Raw genomic sequence first — 14,248 nt, 5'->3', positions numbered from 1 at the left:
TACTCCCTGTTGGATGAGAGGCCGGCGCATCAGAACTTGCTTCCGGCGGTCGGCTTGATTTCGAGGGTGACGCCCTCCTGGATCACGACCACGACGTCCTTCGCCGCGCCGACCTCGACGATCGGCCCCGCCTGGCGCGCGAGATCTAGATAGAAATCGGTGAGCTTCTCGGACGATCGCGACAGGCCGCCGGCGATGCCGGCCTTGGCGGCGTCGCCCGCATCGAGCGTGCGCACCGAACCCAGCGCCGAGGTCGAGACGTCGCCGATCGTGTTCTGGACGGTATCGGCGACCCCGGTGATGGTCCCGGCGATGAACGCGCGGGCAAGCGCCGCGCCGGCGCGGGTCACGACCTTGCCGGAGAGGCCCTTCTTGCCGTCGGCGTCGACGAAGAAGCCCTTGATGGGCTGGTCGACGACCGAGCGTTCGTCGAAATCGACGCAGGAGAGACTGACCAACTGGATCTCGACCCGTTCCTTCGCGAGCGACCCGGTGGCGTTGCCGATGACGAAGCAGCCGGCGAGGTTGGCCTTGACGTCATTGGGCAGGACGGCGGGGGCTTGCACCCGCGCGATCAACGGCTCGGGATTGTTGGTCGCATCCCGGCTCGCCAGCGCATCGATCCCGGTGAGGAGCCGCGCCTTCATGAAACCAGGTGGCAAATAGATGGTCCGCGTCTTTTTTTTAGCGGCCTGTGCCCCATCGGCGGCCGCGACCGGACTGGTTGCGGCGCCGATCGCGCCCACGGTCTTCTCGACCGGCGGGGCCGGAGGCGCGGGCGGAGCGGCAGGCGGCGCGGGCGGCTTCGCGACGGACGGATCGATGTCACCGGTCGCGGGCGGTTCGGGAAAATCGGGAACCGCGCCGGGGATCGCCGGAGGCAGATCGCCGTCCAGCGCATGGGGCGGCGTGCCGGAACCGGGTACGACCTTGCCTTCCTCGATGGCGGTGACGCGATCGCCGAGCAATTGCTGGCCGTCGAGGATCTTCTGGAGGTCGCCGCGCAGCTTGACCTCGAGGCTGTCGCCGCGAAGGCCTGCGCCCATGTCGAGCTTCGAGCTGGGCGATGGCGCGGCCTGCTCGGTCTTGTCGCCGCTCGCCGTGTAGAGGCCGAGCCCCAGCACGCCGATCGCACCGGCAACGCCAAGCTGCCTCAACCGCAGCTGCTGACGAGCCGTCAGCGTCTGCCACCGCGTCTTGAGATCGAGCAGCGCGGGGCCACGCGGAGTCTCGCCGGGACGAGGGCGGTCCGCCTGATAGCCGTCGAGGTCGAGTTCCTCCGCGCGATCGTCAGGACCGCGCCCGCGGGGACCGCGACTACCGCGAGAGTCTCCGCCGCTCATTGCCCGGCTCCCCGGCGAACGACGATCAGCCGCGCGGCTTCCCCGGCCTCGATATTGCCCCGGTCGAGCGTGATCGCGAAGATGTTGGCGCCGAGCGCGCCGTCGAGAAAGCCGCGTTCGTCGAGCTGCGCGCCGCCGGCGGCCGAGACCAGATATTCCGATGCCGAGAGCCCGGACCCGTCGATCTCGATGCGCCGCCGTTCCTCCAGCGTGGCGCCCGGCAGTGCCCGGAGCCGGATCGGCCCGGATCGGGGCGCGACGCTGGTGAAGCTCGCCGGGATCCGGTCCTGGAGCATCGAGAGCGTGATCGAGACCGCCCGTTCTTCTTCGACCAGAGGCCCCAGCAATTCCTCATTGGCGCGGGCGCGCTGGGGAGCGCCGGGCTGAAGCATTACCGTCTGCGCCGGAATATCCGACGGCTCGGCATAGAGCGCATAGACCGCGCCGTTGCAGGTGATGAAGAACTCGGACGGCACGGTGACGAAGCTGCGCGTAACCATCCCTGCATCGTCGATTTCGCGAACGAGGAACTTGATCCACGCGTCGGAACCGGCGCGCTCGACGGCGATCGCCTTTTCGGCCGAGAACCTGACGTCCTCGATCTCGCCGCCGGCACAGACGACATGGTTGATGTCGCGATTGGACAGGCGGATCGTGCTGGTCTGATCGGGCAGCGCGGTGACGGTCTGCGCGATTGAGGGCAATGGCGCGGCCAGGAGGGCGAGCGCCAACGCCCGCTTAACGGGGGTTCGCATCGAAATTTTCCTCGGTGAGGGCGGTCAGCCAGAAACGGCCATTGTCGATCACGTAGCGAATCCGCAGATTGCCCCGGAATTTGCGGATCACGCCGCCGATCACGCGGACCTTCTCGACCGGCACGAGTATCTCGGTCCGGGTCCAGGTCACGGGCTGATCGGGACGGATATAGGTCGCGATCGAGAGCGTGGGGTTGTTGGCCAACTCGTCGAGCAGCCGGTTGAGGCTGTCGCGCAGGCTGTTGTAGGTCGAGGGGTGCGTGATGCTGAGCAGTTCCTGGAACTGCCGGTCGGCAGAATAGGCCGAGTAGGTGCCCGAGAGCGACACGACATTGCGGGTCATCGAGCGCAGATAGGCCTCGGACGGCTCGCCGCCCGTGACATAGAGGTCGCCGCCCGCGCCGAAGGGGACGATGACCGTCCGGGTGTTCTGGTTGGAGGTGTAGATCACCATGCCCAGCACCGCCGTGATCCCGAACAGGCCGATGACGGCGAGCTTCAGCAGCCGGTTCTCCTCGAACAGGTTGCTCGCCCCCTGCAGGTAGCGGTGGATGCCATAGCTGCCGGGCCTGCCGATCAGCGGATCGCGTGGGGGTGTGCCGGGGGATTTGCGTCCGAACATGGCCCGCCTCATTCGTAGAACCGGGTCTGGGTCGGACCCGGATAGTTGGACCAGCGGACGAGGCCCCAGCGCCAGGCCATGTGCGGGATGAAGCCGCGCGGCTTGGTGCGGAGCCAGGGTACGAAAAGGAGAAGACCCGCGACGAGCGCCCAACCGAGCATCCCGCCCACGATCACGGCGACGAAGATCACCGTGATCACGAGCACGAACTCGTCCGATCCGAACCACAGGATCTGGACGGGTTTGTGCAGATATTGGGGTAGCCGCTCGTCCACGAGCCTTCTCCTCCTTGCGTCGTGACCTCCCTGCGAAGCTGGTTGAACTTCGGGGGGTGTCCCGCCAGCGCGCCTCATGCGCCCTGGCCCGTTGAGGTCCGCCGGCCGCGCCCAGGCGCGGCGGCGGACCAATCCGTCAGATGACCATTCCGAATGTCTGGAGGATCGAGTCCGCCTTGATCAGGCAGACGGCCGCCACGATGGTCGGGATGCCGATCATGATGTTCGAGAAGAGCCTGCTCACGCCGAACAGGAAGGCCGCGACGCCGCCGACGAAGCCGAGCGGGCCTTTGACCCCTTGATTGACCACGATATCGTAGATGTCGTAGCCGAGGTCGCCGGCAGCCGGCGCCGAGAAGGCGTGAGCCCCGCCGGCTCCGAGCAGCGCGAGGAGGGTAACGGGAATACCGACATTGGCGATGTCGGCGGTTTGTCTGCGAAGAGTCTTCAACATGCACTTGCTCCAGTGAAGATGGGCCGCTCCGGGGACTGCTTGCCGGCATCGATTGGGATCGCTGTCGGCCGACGGCGAGGCTGGACGGCCCGGTTCGGGTCCCGCCGCCGGCATTGGGATTTGCGCGGCGGCGCCGACCTGCCGGACGGCAGAAGCGATGCGCCGCGCGTTCGCGATGGTGGGGGTCAGGAGGCGATCAGCGGCCGGCATTCGCGAGCGCCTTCTTGCCGTCGAGGAACGCCTCGATCTCGGCCTGCCGGAACCCGGAAATCATCTGTCCGTCCGCGATCAGGGTCGGCGTGCCGGTGATGCCGGTCTTGCCGACGATTCCGGCATGCGCCTCGACCCTGGCCTTGCCCTCCGCGCATGTGCGCAGAGGTGTCGGCGCGGCTCCGGCGTAGATCGCCTTGAACGCCGCTTCCTTGTCCGGCGAGCAAAGGACATGCTCCGCCTTGGCGGCGGCCTCGGCGTGGATGCCGGAGACGAAGAAGATCAGGCGCCGTACCGGCTTGCCTTCAGCGGCCTTCGCGGCCCAGAAACGGTCGAGCGCGCGGCAGTAGGGGCAGTCGGGATCGGTGAATTCGACAACCGTGGGCGCGCCCGCCGGACCGATCGCTAGCGCCTTGTCAATGTCGATCCCGGCGAGTTTCTTCGCTGAAGCGGCGTTCTGCGCCAGCGCGGTAAGGTTCTGGCCGTTGCGGTCGTAGATCTCCGCGAACAGCAGATGCTCGCTGTCAGGCGCATAATAGATGATGCGGCCGCCTGCCGTCGCCTGGTAGATCGGGCCCTTGACGGGCGCCGGCCCGAAATCCTCGAATTGCAGATTGACGAAGGTCTGCCGCAATTCGTTTTCGGCATCGCGCGCCGTGGCCGTAAGCGGGTCGGCGGCTTGCGCGAACGCTGCGCCCTGGGCGGCCAGCAGCAGGGGCAGGGCGGGGACGCTCGCCCCGAGCGAGGCGGCGAACTTACGGATGCGCATGCGAAGTCTCCTGAAGAGTGCTGGCAGGGCGGGAGAGCAGGCGCGCATCGATATGCGTGCCCGAGCCCACCGGGATGTGATTGGCAGTGAAGGATGCGGGCGCCGGCTCCGTCCGGTTCGTCGCGGCGACGCGCAGAACGAACCCATCGACCGTCGCCACCACGATGCGCGGCCGTTCGGCGGTCGGCGTGATACTGGCCTGTCGGCCATGTCCGCCGGGTCCGGCACAGGCTGTCGTCGTGGCGATCAGTGTGCCCAGGGCAGCCGTCATCGCTTTGGCAATCGGCATCATGCACGACTCCATGTTGGCGCCCCGCGCCATGGTTGATGAATATTTACCAGTCCGAAGTATCAGGTCCGATTCGACTTGAATCCTCGGAACCCGATCTGAGTGATTTGAAACGAAGGGGATTGCAACAGGCCCCGGCAGCAGGGTGCCTGAAATGGCGATATTAGCCGTAAATATACGAACTTAGCCTTATAAGTTCGCTTTCGGGATCACATGGCCTGATCCGGTGCCGGTTCGGCAATAAAGTTCCTGAATGATCCGATATGGAGGAAAAGGAAAATTATCTGCCCATTACGCGCGTCAGAAAATAAATATGCACGCGCATCCGTTGCAAATGAGCAGAAATATTCCTCTAAAATCATCGGCATCTATTCTTGATGCCGACCGCTTCGCGATTCTACCTTCGCCGGATAACCCACAGAGCCCGACGGGCCGAACCGGGGAGGAAGGACATATGGCATCCGATGGAAAATTCGCCGACGTCGACCTGTCGATCTTCAAGGAACTCAAGAAGCTCTCCGGCGAAAAGATCAGGCAGGCGCGAAAGGCGCTCGGTTTCACGCAACTGGAGGTCGCCACCGAAATGGGCGGAAGCCTGCGCTGGTATCGCGCGATCGAGTCCGGCGATCCGGGGATAAGGCTGGAGGATCATCTGATCGCAATGCTCCGGCTCGGTGCATCGACCGCGCATATCGCGCTGCCCGTCCTCTATGCGGGCCAACGCATGCGGTTCCCGCGGCAACTGATCCACGGCGACCTCGCCTACATCGAGCGCAAGTGCATCGAGGCGATCTCGGACGCGGTGATCACCGGATTGAAACAGGACCTCTCGCCCGAATGGTCGCGGGACGACGGGAAGGACCAGTCATGAAAATTGACGGTCCGGTTCGGGCGTGACGCCGGGACAGGAGGAAAAGATGGCGATCTTTCATTTCCATGTGGATATCATCAGCCGCGGCGCCGGGCGCAGCATCGTCGCGGCCGCGGCATGGCAAAACAGCTGCCGCCTGTACGATGAGCGCTACGGCCGGTTTTCCAATTTCGCGAACAAGCGGGCGGTTGCCTGGTCGGCGCTGATACTGCCGTCCGGGGCCCCCGCGCAGTGGGAGGATCGCGAGTGTTTCTGGAACGCATTGGAAGCAGCCGAAATCCGCAAGGATGCGCAACTCGCCAAGCAGTTCGATGTCGCGCTGCCCGATGAACTGGACCTGCCGGCGTCGATCGAGGTTCTGCGGCGTTTCGCCAGCGAGATATTTTGCGTCGCGGACTTTGCCGCCGATCTGACGCTGATCGAGATGGGCGATACGCCCAGGGGCAAGCGCCATCATGGCTATCTGCTGATACCGACCCGTCCGATCGTCGACGGGCTGTTCGGCCAGAAACCGCGCGAATGGAACAGCCGCGGGAAGCTGCTCGAAATCCGTGCCGCCTGGGCGAGGGTCCTGAACGACACGTTTGCGGCGCCGGGATATGATGTCCGCGTCGATCATCGATCCAACGAAGAGCGCGGCATCGAAGCTGCGCCGGTCAAGCATATCGGCATGGCCCGCAAGCGTATCGCGGCGCGCGCCCGGCAAGCACCCTGACAACGCCTCTCGCTGATGAACATCGACCGCACCACCATGGCTTGGCCGATCGCCACTTCCAGGGCAGCACTCAATTCGTTTCAGTTGCCGTTTGCCGATGCGTTACCGACCGCCTTGTTGAGCGCGGCATAGCGGGTTCCGAGGCGCCCATTGCTGTCCGCCAGATCGCGCGACGCCTGCAGCATCGTGCGCTGGCTGTCGATCACATCAAGCCAGGTAATGACCCCGCCCCGATAGCGCGCCGAGGCGAGGTCGAACGCGGCCCGCGCGCACCACGCCATCGACCGGCGCGCGCAGCACGCCCTGGTCGATCCGGTGCTGGAGCAGCGCTACTTGCGCCTGCGCGGCCTTCACCTGCGCTTCGCCGCCCGCGACATCTTCGGCCCGCGGGCCACGCCGGGCGAGACGGAGCGCTTCGGCCTGCTCGCGCGCCCTGGCGCGCGCCGCCAGGGCCGTCTTGCTGGCATGATCGACATCCTGTGCGCTGACGCCGCGCCCCTGGGTCGAGGCGGCGATCCCGCGCAGACGCGTCAGGTCACCCTCGGCACGCGCTGCCTCGGCTTCCGCCGACGTCAGGCGCGCCTGGGCCTGGGCAATTTCCTCGGGCCGCGAGCCATTGCGCAGGCGCAACAGATTCTGCCGCTGCACCTCGCCCTGTGCTCTGGCTTCCTCTGCCTGCAGGTTGAGCGACACGGTATCGAGCGTGGCTAGGATGCTTCCCGCCTTCACGCTGTCCCCTTCCTCCGCCCGCACTTGCGCGACGCGGCCGCTGTCCTCGAACGCGAGCGAGACCTGCCGCACATCGACATTGCCCTGAAGGACAAGCTCGGTCTTGCCGGCATCTTTCCCGCCACACCCACTCAGCGCCAGTGCGGCCATGCCGAGGATACCAAGGGTGCGATTGTGCATGTGACGACTCCGGACGGTGAGGACTGCGGCGAAAAGAATCTTAGTCTAAATCAGATTTAATGTTCGACTTGTCCTACAATCCGATCCGGTTCAAGAGCAAATCATGAATGGCAAACCCCTCCGAGGCCCCCGGTCGGACGGTGCGGCGACCCGCGCGCGTATATTGGAAAGCGCTGGCACATTGTTCGCATCGCAAGGGCTGGCCTCGACCACGAGCAAGGCAATCGCCGCGAAGGCGGAAGTCGATCTTGCCTCGATCAACTATCATTTCGGCAACCGCGATGGCCTCTACCGGACCGTGCTGGTCGAGGCGCATCGACGGTTTGTACGGCTTGAGGAACTCGAGCAGATATCTGCAAGCCAGGCGATGCCCGAAGAAAAGCTTGGCACGCTGCTCGATGCCATCGTCGGCCGCCTCGCCGGGTCCTCGCATTGGAGTACTGCCGTGCTGGTTCGGGAACTTGCGGCGCCGTCCGCGCATTTTTCGGTCCTGCGCGACGAGGAAGCGCCGCCCAAGCTTCGGGTCGCGCTGCGGATATTGAGCGACGTGAGCGGGATACCCATCGGCGCGCCGGAACTGCTCTGCTGCCTGATCAGCGTGGCCGCACCATGCGCCATGCTGCTTGTCGCCGGGAACAATCTACCCGCGCCCGGCAGGGACATATTGCGGATCAATCGCCGGACGCTGGCGGACCATCTGCATCGCTTCGCGCTCGCTGGCCTGCACGCCGCCGGGCAGGACTATCGCGCACGCCATGAGGAAGATCATGCCCAATTGCCAGTCTGACGCGCGACAGCGCCAATCCGAGCGGACAATCACATCCCTGCGTAGCACTGTTGTCCTCTCCCTTGCGCCGCTGCTCCTCGCAGTGCCCGGCACGGCCATGGCTGCCGGCATGGAGGTCCTGCTGCGCGGAACCACGAGTAAGGAGGGGCAAGCTGACACCCTGGTGGAACTGCGCCTCCTAAATCCCGACGATACCGAGGACAGCATCACGCTTCCCGACCGAACCGAGGCACGAATCGATGGCTCCGAGGGCGAGAGAACGATCATCCTGATGCGATCCGCCGATACACCCGCGAACATCACAGTCGCCGCCCACGGATTTGCGGAGGCGCGCTATCGCATGCCGCCCGGCGAAGTCCGGGAAGACGCCTTGCTCTCTGTTCCGGCATGGTCGACGCAGGCCGTGCGTCTGACGCGGTCGGACACGGTTCGATTGGCCGACCAGGAAGCAACAGGCGTTCCATCCCCCGAAAGCCCGCCTGCAGCGCCGCCCACGGACAAGGCGGCCGGCAACGCCTTCCTCGCCAACCTGGCAGCCTACGAGCCCATCTATGCGGTGTATGGCCCCGGCACCAACAGCGACGCGCGCATCCAGATCAGCTTCAAATACAAGCTGTTCGGTTCCCGCGCAGCCGGCAGGGAGCCCGAGGGCCTGCACTTCGCCTATACCCAGAGAATGTTCTGGGATCTCGGTGGACGTTCCTCGCCGTTCCGCAATATCGATTTTCAGCCAGAAATCATCTACATCACGCCATCCACCAGGCTCGACAACGGGATCACGCTGGCAGCGCAGGTGGGCATTCGTCACGAGTCCAACGGGCGAGACGGCCTGGAATCGCGCAGCATCAATAGCCTCTATGTGGCGCCGATGGCGGCGGTGTCGCTTGGTGGCGGGTATCGGCTGAGCGTGGCGCCACGGCTCTCTGTCTATATCGGCGACAAGTCCGATAATCCTGATATCGTGCGCTATCGTGGACATACCGGGCTGTTCGTCGAACTCGGGAAGGATGACGGACTTCGGCTGTCCACGGCCACGCGGTTCAATCCCCGGTCGGGCAAGGCCGCGCTCAACGCTGATCTGTCCTATCCATTGCCGCGCCTGTGGAACGGCGGCCCGGATTTCTACCTCTTTGCGCAGTCCTTCGTCGGCTATGGCGAGAATCTGCTCGACTATGACCGCCATGCGACGCGTCTCAGGATCGGCGTGGCTTTAGTGCGGTAGTGTGCCGGTATTGGGCGCAACATCTCAGGAAAATTACTGCTGAAGGCATCAGGAAGACAGAAATTTGAATATCCGGCAAATCGATGCCTGAAAGTGCGATTTTGGCTCCTTTGGGTGCCGCCCCGGAAATGCTAGACTGACGTCGCGTCATGGCCTGCTTGCGCTGCCCAACGGGTCAGCGATCCATGCGCCATTTCTGTGAGAACTATCCAGACCCGCGTTCGCGAGCGCCTGCCGAGCTTGGTCGGCCGACTATGCGGTCATCGCAGATCGGCCGGAAGGGAAGGGAGGGGGAGGAGAGAGGAAGCAGCGGACGGTTAGCTGTCCGTGGCTTCCTCTCCTCAACCGCAGCACTGTCATGACGGGCACGCGCTATGTGCGCATCAAGCGCTTCGCCGAACTGACCGGCTACACCGAGAAGGCGGTCTATCGAAAGATCGCCGACGGCGTGTGGATACAGGGCCGCGAATATCGCCGCGCTCCCGATGGCAGCATCTGCATCGACCTCGAAGGCTTCCAAAAATGGGTAGAAAACGGCCAGGGACTGGCGTCGAGCCGCTGAAAAGCTGTATTCGCGTCCGCTTCCGCTGGAATGGGCGGCTCTATCGCGAAACGCTTCAGCTCCAGCCCACATCCGCAAATATCAAGGCGACCGAGCGCTTGATGGCCCGTGTCCATCAGGAAATCGATCTCGGCGTCTTCGATTATGAAAGCACGTTCCCCAAGGGTAATGCCAAACCTGACCGGAACAAATATGCGGGATTCAAGACTTACGCGAAAGAGTGGCTCGGAACGCTCGTAGTCGAGAAATCGACGATGTCCGACTATGTGTCGGCGATCAACAATGTCTGGTCCCCGGCCTTCGGTGATCGACAACTCAAGAGCATCAAGCCGAGCGAGATCAAGAAGATCATCGCCGATCGCGCGAAACATGTCAGCGGCAAGACGATCAACAACAACGTCATCCCGCTGCGCGGTATCTTCGAGATGGCGCTGGATGACGAATTGATCGACCGTTCGCCGCTGGAGCGGATCAAGAGCCAGAAGCATCAGAAACGCGAGCCGGACCCGTTCGACCGGGAAGAAACCGAACACATCCTCACCTATATGCACGAGCGTTACGACGAGCAGGTCTGGAACTGGTATGAGTTCGCTTTCGGGACCGGCATGCGCCCCAGCGAGCAGATTGTCGTCCAGTGGCGCGATGTCGACTGGAAACGCCAGTCTATCCGGGTCGAGCGCGCCCGCGTCCGGGCTGTGGAGAAATCGACCAAGACAAGGACCGTGCGCGACGTCGATCTCACTCCGCGAATGATGGCCGTGCTGCGACGCCAGAAGGCACACAGCTTCATGCGGGGCCTCGATTCGCCGATCTTCATCAACCCCGTCACAAACGCGCCGTGGCCGGATGTGCAGGATCAGCGAAAACTCTATTTCCATCCCGCGCTGCGTGCGCTTGGCATCCGCAGCCGCGATGCCTATCAAACGCGCCACACTTACGCGACGACAGCGCTGATGGGCGGGGTGAACCCGGCCTATATCGCCCGCCAGCTTGGCCACAAGAGTGCGGCGATGCTGTTCCGATACTACTCGAAATGGATCGATCACGCGGACTATGGCCGCGAAGCAGCCAAGCTCAATCAGATATACGGTTCCTGATGCGGACGTCTGGTTGGGCTGTGGGAAGGGTCTGCCTGTCGGTGGCGGCTGCCGCGACCGAATCCCTAGTCTGCTAGGCAGTTTTTAAGGTGATCGGAAAAGGGCCGGAAACGGGGGCTGGGCTGGCCCCGAAAAACGCCAAATGTGCCACAAAAGTGCCACGGGAACCGCATTCTCGCGATTCCGCCTAACAATTTCAACCACTTAGGTGGTGACCCCTACGGGAATCGAACCCGTGTTTCAGCCGTGAAAGGGCCGCGTCCTAGACCGCTAGACGAAGGGGCCACGGTAGCAGTTTGGACTGCATTGCCAGAGGCGAGGGCGGCATTAGGGGCTTGGGCCAAGACGGTCAACCCCCGACACGCCATGAAATGACGTTAGGCCATCGTCATTGGCAACCGCACCTATTTAGTTGATCCAGGCCGCGTCCTCTAGATGTAGTTCCGCCGCTGGCCGGGCACCCCAATCATCGATTTTGGCGCGTCCCGCGACCCACAGCCGCCGGTCAGGCCCTGCGCCCAGCAATGCTTGACCCAGCGGCGTTTCTGACTGGCGGAAAGCAATGGCCTTGATTGATCGGCCATCATCGCCCGACAGGATGACCCGGACATGGCCATTACCCACAATGTCCGCTTTGATGATCCGCATTGGGCCGGCCGCGATGCGCGGCGCCGGCCAGCCAGTGCCATAGGGACCGCCTTCGTCGATGGCGTGGACGAAATCGGGGTTGATCCCGCCTGGGTTCAGCACTGCGTCGATCAGCAGCGCGCGGCCTTCAGCGGCTTTCGCAACGTCGTACGCCAGCCGTTCGTCGAGAAAATCGGCAAGCGCGTCCACCTTGTCTGCCGCGACCGTTAGTCCCGCAGCCATGCTATGGCCGCCACCCGCCGTCAGAAGCCCGCTCTCCTTGGCGGCGAGCACCGCTGCGCCAAGATCGACGCCTGTAACAGAGCGGCCAGACCCTTTGCCTATGCCATCAGAATCGAGAGCGATGACGATGGCTGGGCGGCCGAGTTTTTCTTTCATGCGCCCGGCGACAATGCCAATGACGCCGGGATGCCAGCCTTCACCGGCGATTACCGCCACGGCTCGGTTATGCTGGGCGGCGGACAGGGCCTCCGCGTCCGCCTGCACCTGTCCCTCGATCGCGCGCCGCTCCTCATTCAGCCGGTCAAGTTCCTCGGCGATCTCACGCGCTTCGCCGGGATCTTCCGTGGTCAGCAGGCGGACGCCGAGGTCGGACTTCCCTACGCGCCCGCCAGCATTTATTCTTGGTCCCAGAGCGAAACCAAGATCGTGGCATAGGGGGGCGCGATTGAGACGGCTTGCCTCGATCAGCGCAGACAAGCCAATATTGCGCCGCTGCGCCATTACCTTCAGTCCCTGCGCCACGAAAGCGCGGTTGAGGCCGCGGAGCTGCGCCACGTCCGCCACCGTGCCCAGCGCCACGAGATCGAGCAAGTCTATTAGCCGCGGCTCTGGGCGATTGTTGAACCATCCCCGTTGCCTCAATGTCCGGATTAGCGCCGCGCCCAACAGGAAGGCCACGCCTACAGCCGCCAGATGACCATGTGCCGCGCCTTCGTTGCTTTCGTCGAGCCGATTTGGATTGACCAGCGCATAGGCGGATGGAAGGGTTGCCGCGCATTTGTGATGATCGACGACCACCACATCCAGCCCGGCGGTATGCGCCATTTCCAGCGCCTCGAAAGCCTGCGCGCCGCAATCCACCGTCACGACCAGCGTCGATCCTTCAGAAGCGAGCCTGACCAGCGCCTCGCCTGACGGGCCATAGCCCTCCATCAGGCGATCGGGGATGTAGCTGCGCGCTGAAAGACCCAGTTCACGAAGGAGTCTGATCAGCAGTGCCGCGCTTGTTGCGCCATCGACATCATAGTCTCCAAAGATCGTGACGGTCTCGCCCGCCTGCACAGCGTCTGCCACCCGCTCGGCAGCGCGATCCATGTCTTGGAAAATGGCGGGATCGGGCATAAATGCCCGGATGGTGGGGCTTCGATACTGGTCGATCGCGTCCCTGGGGCAGCCACGGGCCAGCAGCAATTGGGTGATCAAGTCGTCGGGCTGGAAACCGGGGTCGCGCCCATCGGCTCCGCCGCCCCGCCAGTGCCAGGGCTGCCCAAGGATGGACCGTGCGACGTTCAATATGGGGGTCATCGTTTCTCGTTAGCGGGTTTCTGCGCGGCAGGGAATCACCGCATTTTTTGCGAAGGGTAACGCGCCATTTACCTGCGCCGTGCAACATGGCTGTCACGTCATTCAAACTGGACAAGCCAACGCTTCGAACGAAGATGTCTCATCCCGTCTACCCTATCAAACGCCGGACGAGGCCCAAGAATATCCTTTCCCGGACATTGCCGGATTCCGGGCCGTTGGCTCCTACTGGCAAAGGCAAGGCGACAGATAATCTTATACGCCGTTTAGCTCAGGCCGCAGCGGTTGCGCAGGAGGATGCCCGCGTCGCGCGTGAGGCGCTCGCCGACGCGCAGCGCCGGTTTGACGTCACTTTCTCCCAGGCACCCGTGGGTATTGCCCATGTTAGGCCGGATGGCGGCTTCCTTACCGTCAATGACCAGTTCGCACGTATCACCGGATATAGCCGGGAGGAATTGCTGAAGGACGGTTTTCAGAAAATCACGCACCCCGACGATATCGATGCCGACCTCATCCATTTCCGCCGGCTCCTCAAGGGCGATATCGACCGTTATGTGATGGAGAAGCGCTATCTTCGTCCGGATGGCAGCGTAGTGTGGGTCAACCTGACCGTCGCGCTGGTGCGTGATGCAGCGGGCGAACCTGACTTCTGCGTTTCCGTGATTGAGGATCTATCGGAAATTCGGAAGGCGCATGCCGATGCGATGCGCGATCCGCTCACCGGTCTTCTTAATCGCCGAGGTTTTGTTGAGCGAGTAAGCCGCGAGATTGCGCGCGCGTCCAAGGCAGGGAGATCGCTCGGCACGGCTTATCTCGACTTGGACGGATTCAAGCGAATCAACGACGTTCAGGGGCATCCGGTGGGCGATGCCTGTCTAATTGAAGTCGCGCGACTGTTGGAAACCACGATCCGTCCGGGCGATGTGGTGGCGCGCCTTGGCGGCGACGAATTTGCCATTCTTATGCCCAGTCTCGGAACGGATCATGCGCGCGCGGCAGTCGAGCGCATCCGGGCGGCCCTGGTCGATCTGGGTAAGCTTAAAGAATGGCCCGTCACTGGTAGCTTGGGCGTTCTTACGCTTATGCCGACCAACGATACGACGCCGGATCAGTTGATCGCCGGGGCCGACGCAGCGATGTTCCGGGCGAAGCGCGGCGGCAAGAATTGCGTGCGCATGACCGCCGCCTGACGGATG

At 63.6% G+C, this 14,248-nt stretch carries 17 protein-coding genes and 1 tRNA gene; 7 read left to right on the top strand and 11 right to left on the bottom strand.

The annotated features are described in order from the left end of the window. Positions 1 to 29 precede the first annotated feature (29 nt). The 7 genes from KFK14_RS20475 to KFK14_RS20445 all read right to left on the bottom strand — a co-directional run bounded on the left by KFK14_RS20475 (position 30) and on the right by KFK14_RS20445 (position 4,720). Entirely contained in the window at positions 30 to 1,343 is a 1,314-nt protein-coding gene (locus tag KFK14_RS20475) for a TraB/VirB10 family protein (RefSeq protein WP_062066053.1), read from the bottom strand. Beyond that, on the bottom strand, positions 1,340 to 2,098 hold the full coding sequence (locus tag KFK14_RS20470) for a type-F conjugative transfer system secretin TraK (protein ID WP_062066050.1): 759 nt from the start codon (positions 2,096 to 2,098) through the stop codon (positions 1,340 to 1,342). Before KFK14_RS20470 ends, KFK14_RS20475 begins: the two co-directional genes overlap by 4 nt. Then, complete coding sequence (locus tag KFK14_RS20465; protein ID WP_148650787.1) at positions 2,082 to 2,720, bottom strand: TraE/TraK family type IV conjugative transfer system protein; 639 nt, start codon at positions 2,718 to 2,720, stop codon at positions 2,082 to 2,084. The genes KFK14_RS20470 and KFK14_RS20465 overlap by 17 nt, the downstream gene beginning before the upstream one ends. Before the next feature lie 8 nt (positions 2,721 to 2,728). Continuing rightward, positions 2,729 to 2,995, bottom strand: coding sequence for a type IV conjugative transfer system protein TraL (locus KFK14_RS20460; protein ID WP_013846819.1), 267 nt, complete (start codon positions 2,993 to 2,995; stop codon positions 2,729 to 2,731). 136 nt (positions 2,996 to 3,131) lie between these two features. Further along, a complete protein-coding gene (locus KFK14_RS20455) occupies positions 3,132 to 3,449 on the bottom strand; it encodes a hypothetical protein (protein ID WP_188073445.1) in 318 nt (105 codons plus the stop codon). Positions 3,450 to 3,645: 196 nt separating this feature from the next. After that, on the bottom strand, positions 3,646 to 4,428 hold the full coding sequence (locus tag KFK14_RS20450; RefSeq protein WP_062066044.1) for a DsbC family protein: 783 nt from the start codon (positions 4,426 to 4,428) through the stop codon (positions 3,646 to 3,648). Then, positions 4,415 to 4,720, bottom strand: a complete 306-nt coding sequence (locus KFK14_RS20445; protein WP_062066041.1) for a hypothetical protein — start codon at positions 4,718 to 4,720, stop codon at positions 4,415 to 4,417. Before KFK14_RS20445 ends, KFK14_RS20450 begins: the two co-directional genes overlap by 14 nt. Positions 4,721 to 5,171: 451 nt before the next feature. On the opposite strand from KFK14_RS20445, the gene KFK14_RS20440 reads away from it, so the two are divergent. Together KFK14_RS20440 and KFK14_RS20435 are read left to right on the top strand one after the other, a co-directional pair. Beyond that, positions 5,172 to 5,588: a helix-turn-helix domain-containing protein gene (locus KFK14_RS20440; protein ID WP_062066039.1), complete on the top strand. Its 417-nt coding sequence runs from the start codon at positions 5,172 to 5,174 to the stop codon at positions 5,586 to 5,588. 46 nt (positions 5,589 to 5,634) lie between these two features. Then, positions 5,635 to 6,303 (top strand): MobA/MobL family protein, encoded by a 669-nt coding sequence (locus KFK14_RS20435; protein WP_062066036.1) that lies wholly within the window; start codon positions 5,635 to 5,637, stop codon positions 6,301 to 6,303. 80 nt (positions 6,304 to 6,383) lie between these two features. Here KFK14_RS20435 and KFK14_RS24285 read toward each other — a convergent pair whose 3' ends face one another. Then, positions 6,384 to 6,509 carry a hypothetical protein gene (locus tag KFK14_RS24285; protein ID WP_257720647.1) on the bottom strand — a complete coding sequence of 42 codons (126 nt, stop codon included), beginning with the start codon at positions 6,507 to 6,509 and terminating at the stop codon, positions 6,384 to 6,386. Position 6,510: 1 nt separating this feature from the next. Continuing rightward, complete coding sequence (locus KFK14_RS20430; protein WP_231746290.1) at positions 6,511 to 7,212, bottom strand: HlyD family secretion protein; 702 nt, start codon at positions 7,210 to 7,212, stop codon at positions 6,511 to 6,513. A 103-nt stretch (positions 7,213 to 7,315) separates the two neighbouring features. On the opposite strand from KFK14_RS20430, the gene KFK14_RS20425 reads away from it, so the two are divergent. The 4 genes from KFK14_RS20425 to KFK14_RS20410 all read left to right on the top strand — a co-directional run bounded on the left by KFK14_RS20425 (position 7,316) and on the right by KFK14_RS20410 (position 10,880). Next, the gene (locus KFK14_RS20425) at positions 7,316 to 7,999 is read left to right on the top strand and encodes a TetR/AcrR family transcriptional regulator (RefSeq protein ID WP_062066034.1); all 684 of its coding nucleotides are present in this window, start codon (positions 7,316 to 7,318) and stop codon (positions 7,997 to 7,999) included. Positions 8,000 to 8,096: 97 nt separating this feature from the next. After that, entirely contained in the window at positions 8,097 to 9,221 is a 1,125-nt protein-coding gene (locus KFK14_RS20420) for a phospholipase A (protein WP_148650788.1), read from the top strand. Positions 9,222 to 9,579: 358 nt separating this feature from the next. After that, complete coding sequence (locus KFK14_RS20415; protein ID WP_062066025.1) at positions 9,580 to 9,783, top strand: hypothetical protein; 204 nt, start codon at positions 9,580 to 9,582, stop codon at positions 9,781 to 9,783. Continuing rightward, positions 9,744 to 10,880 (top strand): Arm DNA-binding domain-containing protein, encoded by a 1,137-nt coding sequence (locus tag KFK14_RS20410; RefSeq protein ID WP_062066023.1) that lies wholly within the window; start codon positions 9,744 to 9,746, stop codon positions 10,878 to 10,880. The genes KFK14_RS20415 and KFK14_RS20410 overlap by 40 nt, the downstream gene beginning before the upstream one ends. A 209-nt stretch (positions 10,881 to 11,089) precedes the next feature. Here the strand turns inward: KFK14_RS20410 and KFK14_RS20405 are convergent. Together KFK14_RS20405 and recJ are read right to left on the bottom strand one after the other, a co-directional pair. After that, positions 11,090 to 11,165, bottom strand: a tRNA-Glu gene (locus KFK14_RS20405). Between the two features lie 123 nt (positions 11,166 to 11,288). Further along, positions 11,289 to 13,055, bottom strand: a complete 1,767-nt coding sequence (gene recJ / locus KFK14_RS20400) for a single-stranded-DNA-specific exonuclease RecJ (protein WP_212608984.1) — start codon at positions 13,053 to 13,055, stop codon at positions 11,289 to 11,291. Positions 13,056 to 13,270: 215 nt separating this feature from the next. On the opposite strand from recJ, the gene KFK14_RS20395 reads away from it, so the two are divergent. After that, positions 13,271 to 14,242, top strand: a complete 972-nt coding sequence (locus tag KFK14_RS20395; RefSeq protein ID WP_246524720.1) for a sensor domain-containing diguanylate cyclase — start codon at positions 13,271 to 13,273, stop codon at positions 14,240 to 14,242. Positions 14,243 to 14,248 lie beyond the last annotated feature (6 nt).

It is taken from the genome of Sphingobium phenoxybenzoativorans (assembly GCF_018286635.1).
In the GTDB taxonomy this organism is placed as follows: domain Bacteria; phylum Pseudomonadota; class Alphaproteobacteria; order Sphingomonadales; family Sphingomonadaceae; genus Sphingobium; species Sphingobium phenoxybenzoativorans.
The sequence above is the reverse complement of the archived record's forward strand: the minus strand, read 5'-3'. Positions and strand labels throughout refer to the sequence as shown.

What these genes read in the sequence shown, in the direction of transcription:
- KFK14_RS20450 (WP_062066044.1), bottom strand. Translation starts at nt 4,428, where the DNA reads ATGCGCATCCGTAAGTTCGCCGCCTCGCTCGGGGCGAGCGTCCCCGCC.
- recJ (WP_212608984.1), bottom strand. Translation starts at nt 13,055, where the DNA reads ATGACCCCCATATTGAACGTCGCACGGTCCATCCTTGGGCAGCCCTGG.
- KFK14_RS20445 (WP_062066041.1), bottom strand. Translation starts at nt 4,720, where the DNA reads ATGATGCCGATTGCCAAAGCGATGACGGCTGCCCTGGGCACACTGATC.
- KFK14_RS20435 (WP_062066036.1), top strand. Translation starts at nt 5,635, where the DNA reads ATGGCGATCTTTCATTTCCATGTGGATATCATCAGCCGCGGCGCCGGG.
- KFK14_RS20410 (WP_062066023.1), top strand. Translation starts at nt 9,744, where the DNA reads ATGGGTAGAAAACGGCCAGGGACTGGCGTCGAGCCGCTGAAAAGCTGT.
- KFK14_RS20425 (WP_062066034.1), top strand. Translation starts at nt 7,316, where the DNA reads ATGAATGGCAAACCCCTCCGAGGCCCCCGGTCGGACGGTGCGGCGACC.
- KFK14_RS20475 (WP_062066053.1), bottom strand. Translation starts at nt 1,343, where the DNA reads ATGAGCGGCGGAGACTCTCGCGGTAGTCGCGGTCCCCGCGGGCGCGGT.
- KFK14_RS20415 (WP_062066025.1), top strand. Translation starts at nt 9,580, where the DNA reads ATGACGGGCACGCGCTATGTGCGCATCAAGCGCTTCGCCGAACTGACC.
- KFK14_RS20470 (WP_062066050.1), bottom strand. Translation starts at nt 2,098, where the DNA reads ATGCGAACCCCCGTTAAGCGGGCGTTGGCGCTCGCCCTCCTGGCCGCG.
- KFK14_RS20455 (WP_188073445.1), bottom strand. Translation starts at nt 3,449, where the DNA reads ATGTTGAAGACTCTTCGCAGACAAACCGCCGACATCGCCAATGTCGGT.
- KFK14_RS20420 (WP_148650788.1), top strand. Translation starts at nt 8,097, where the DNA reads ATGGCTGCCGGCATGGAGGTCCTGCTGCGCGGAACCACGAGTAAGGAG.
- KFK14_RS20440 (WP_062066039.1), top strand. Translation starts at nt 5,172, where the DNA reads ATGGCATCCGATGGAAAATTCGCCGACGTCGACCTGTCGATCTTCAAG.
- KFK14_RS20465 (WP_148650787.1), bottom strand. Translation starts at nt 2,720, where the DNA reads ATGTTCGGACGCAAATCCCCCGGCACACCCCCACGCGATCCGCTGATC.
- KFK14_RS20430 (WP_231746290.1), bottom strand. Translation starts at nt 7,212, where the DNA reads ATGCACAATCGCACCCTTGGTATCCTCGGCATGGCCGCACTGGCGCTG.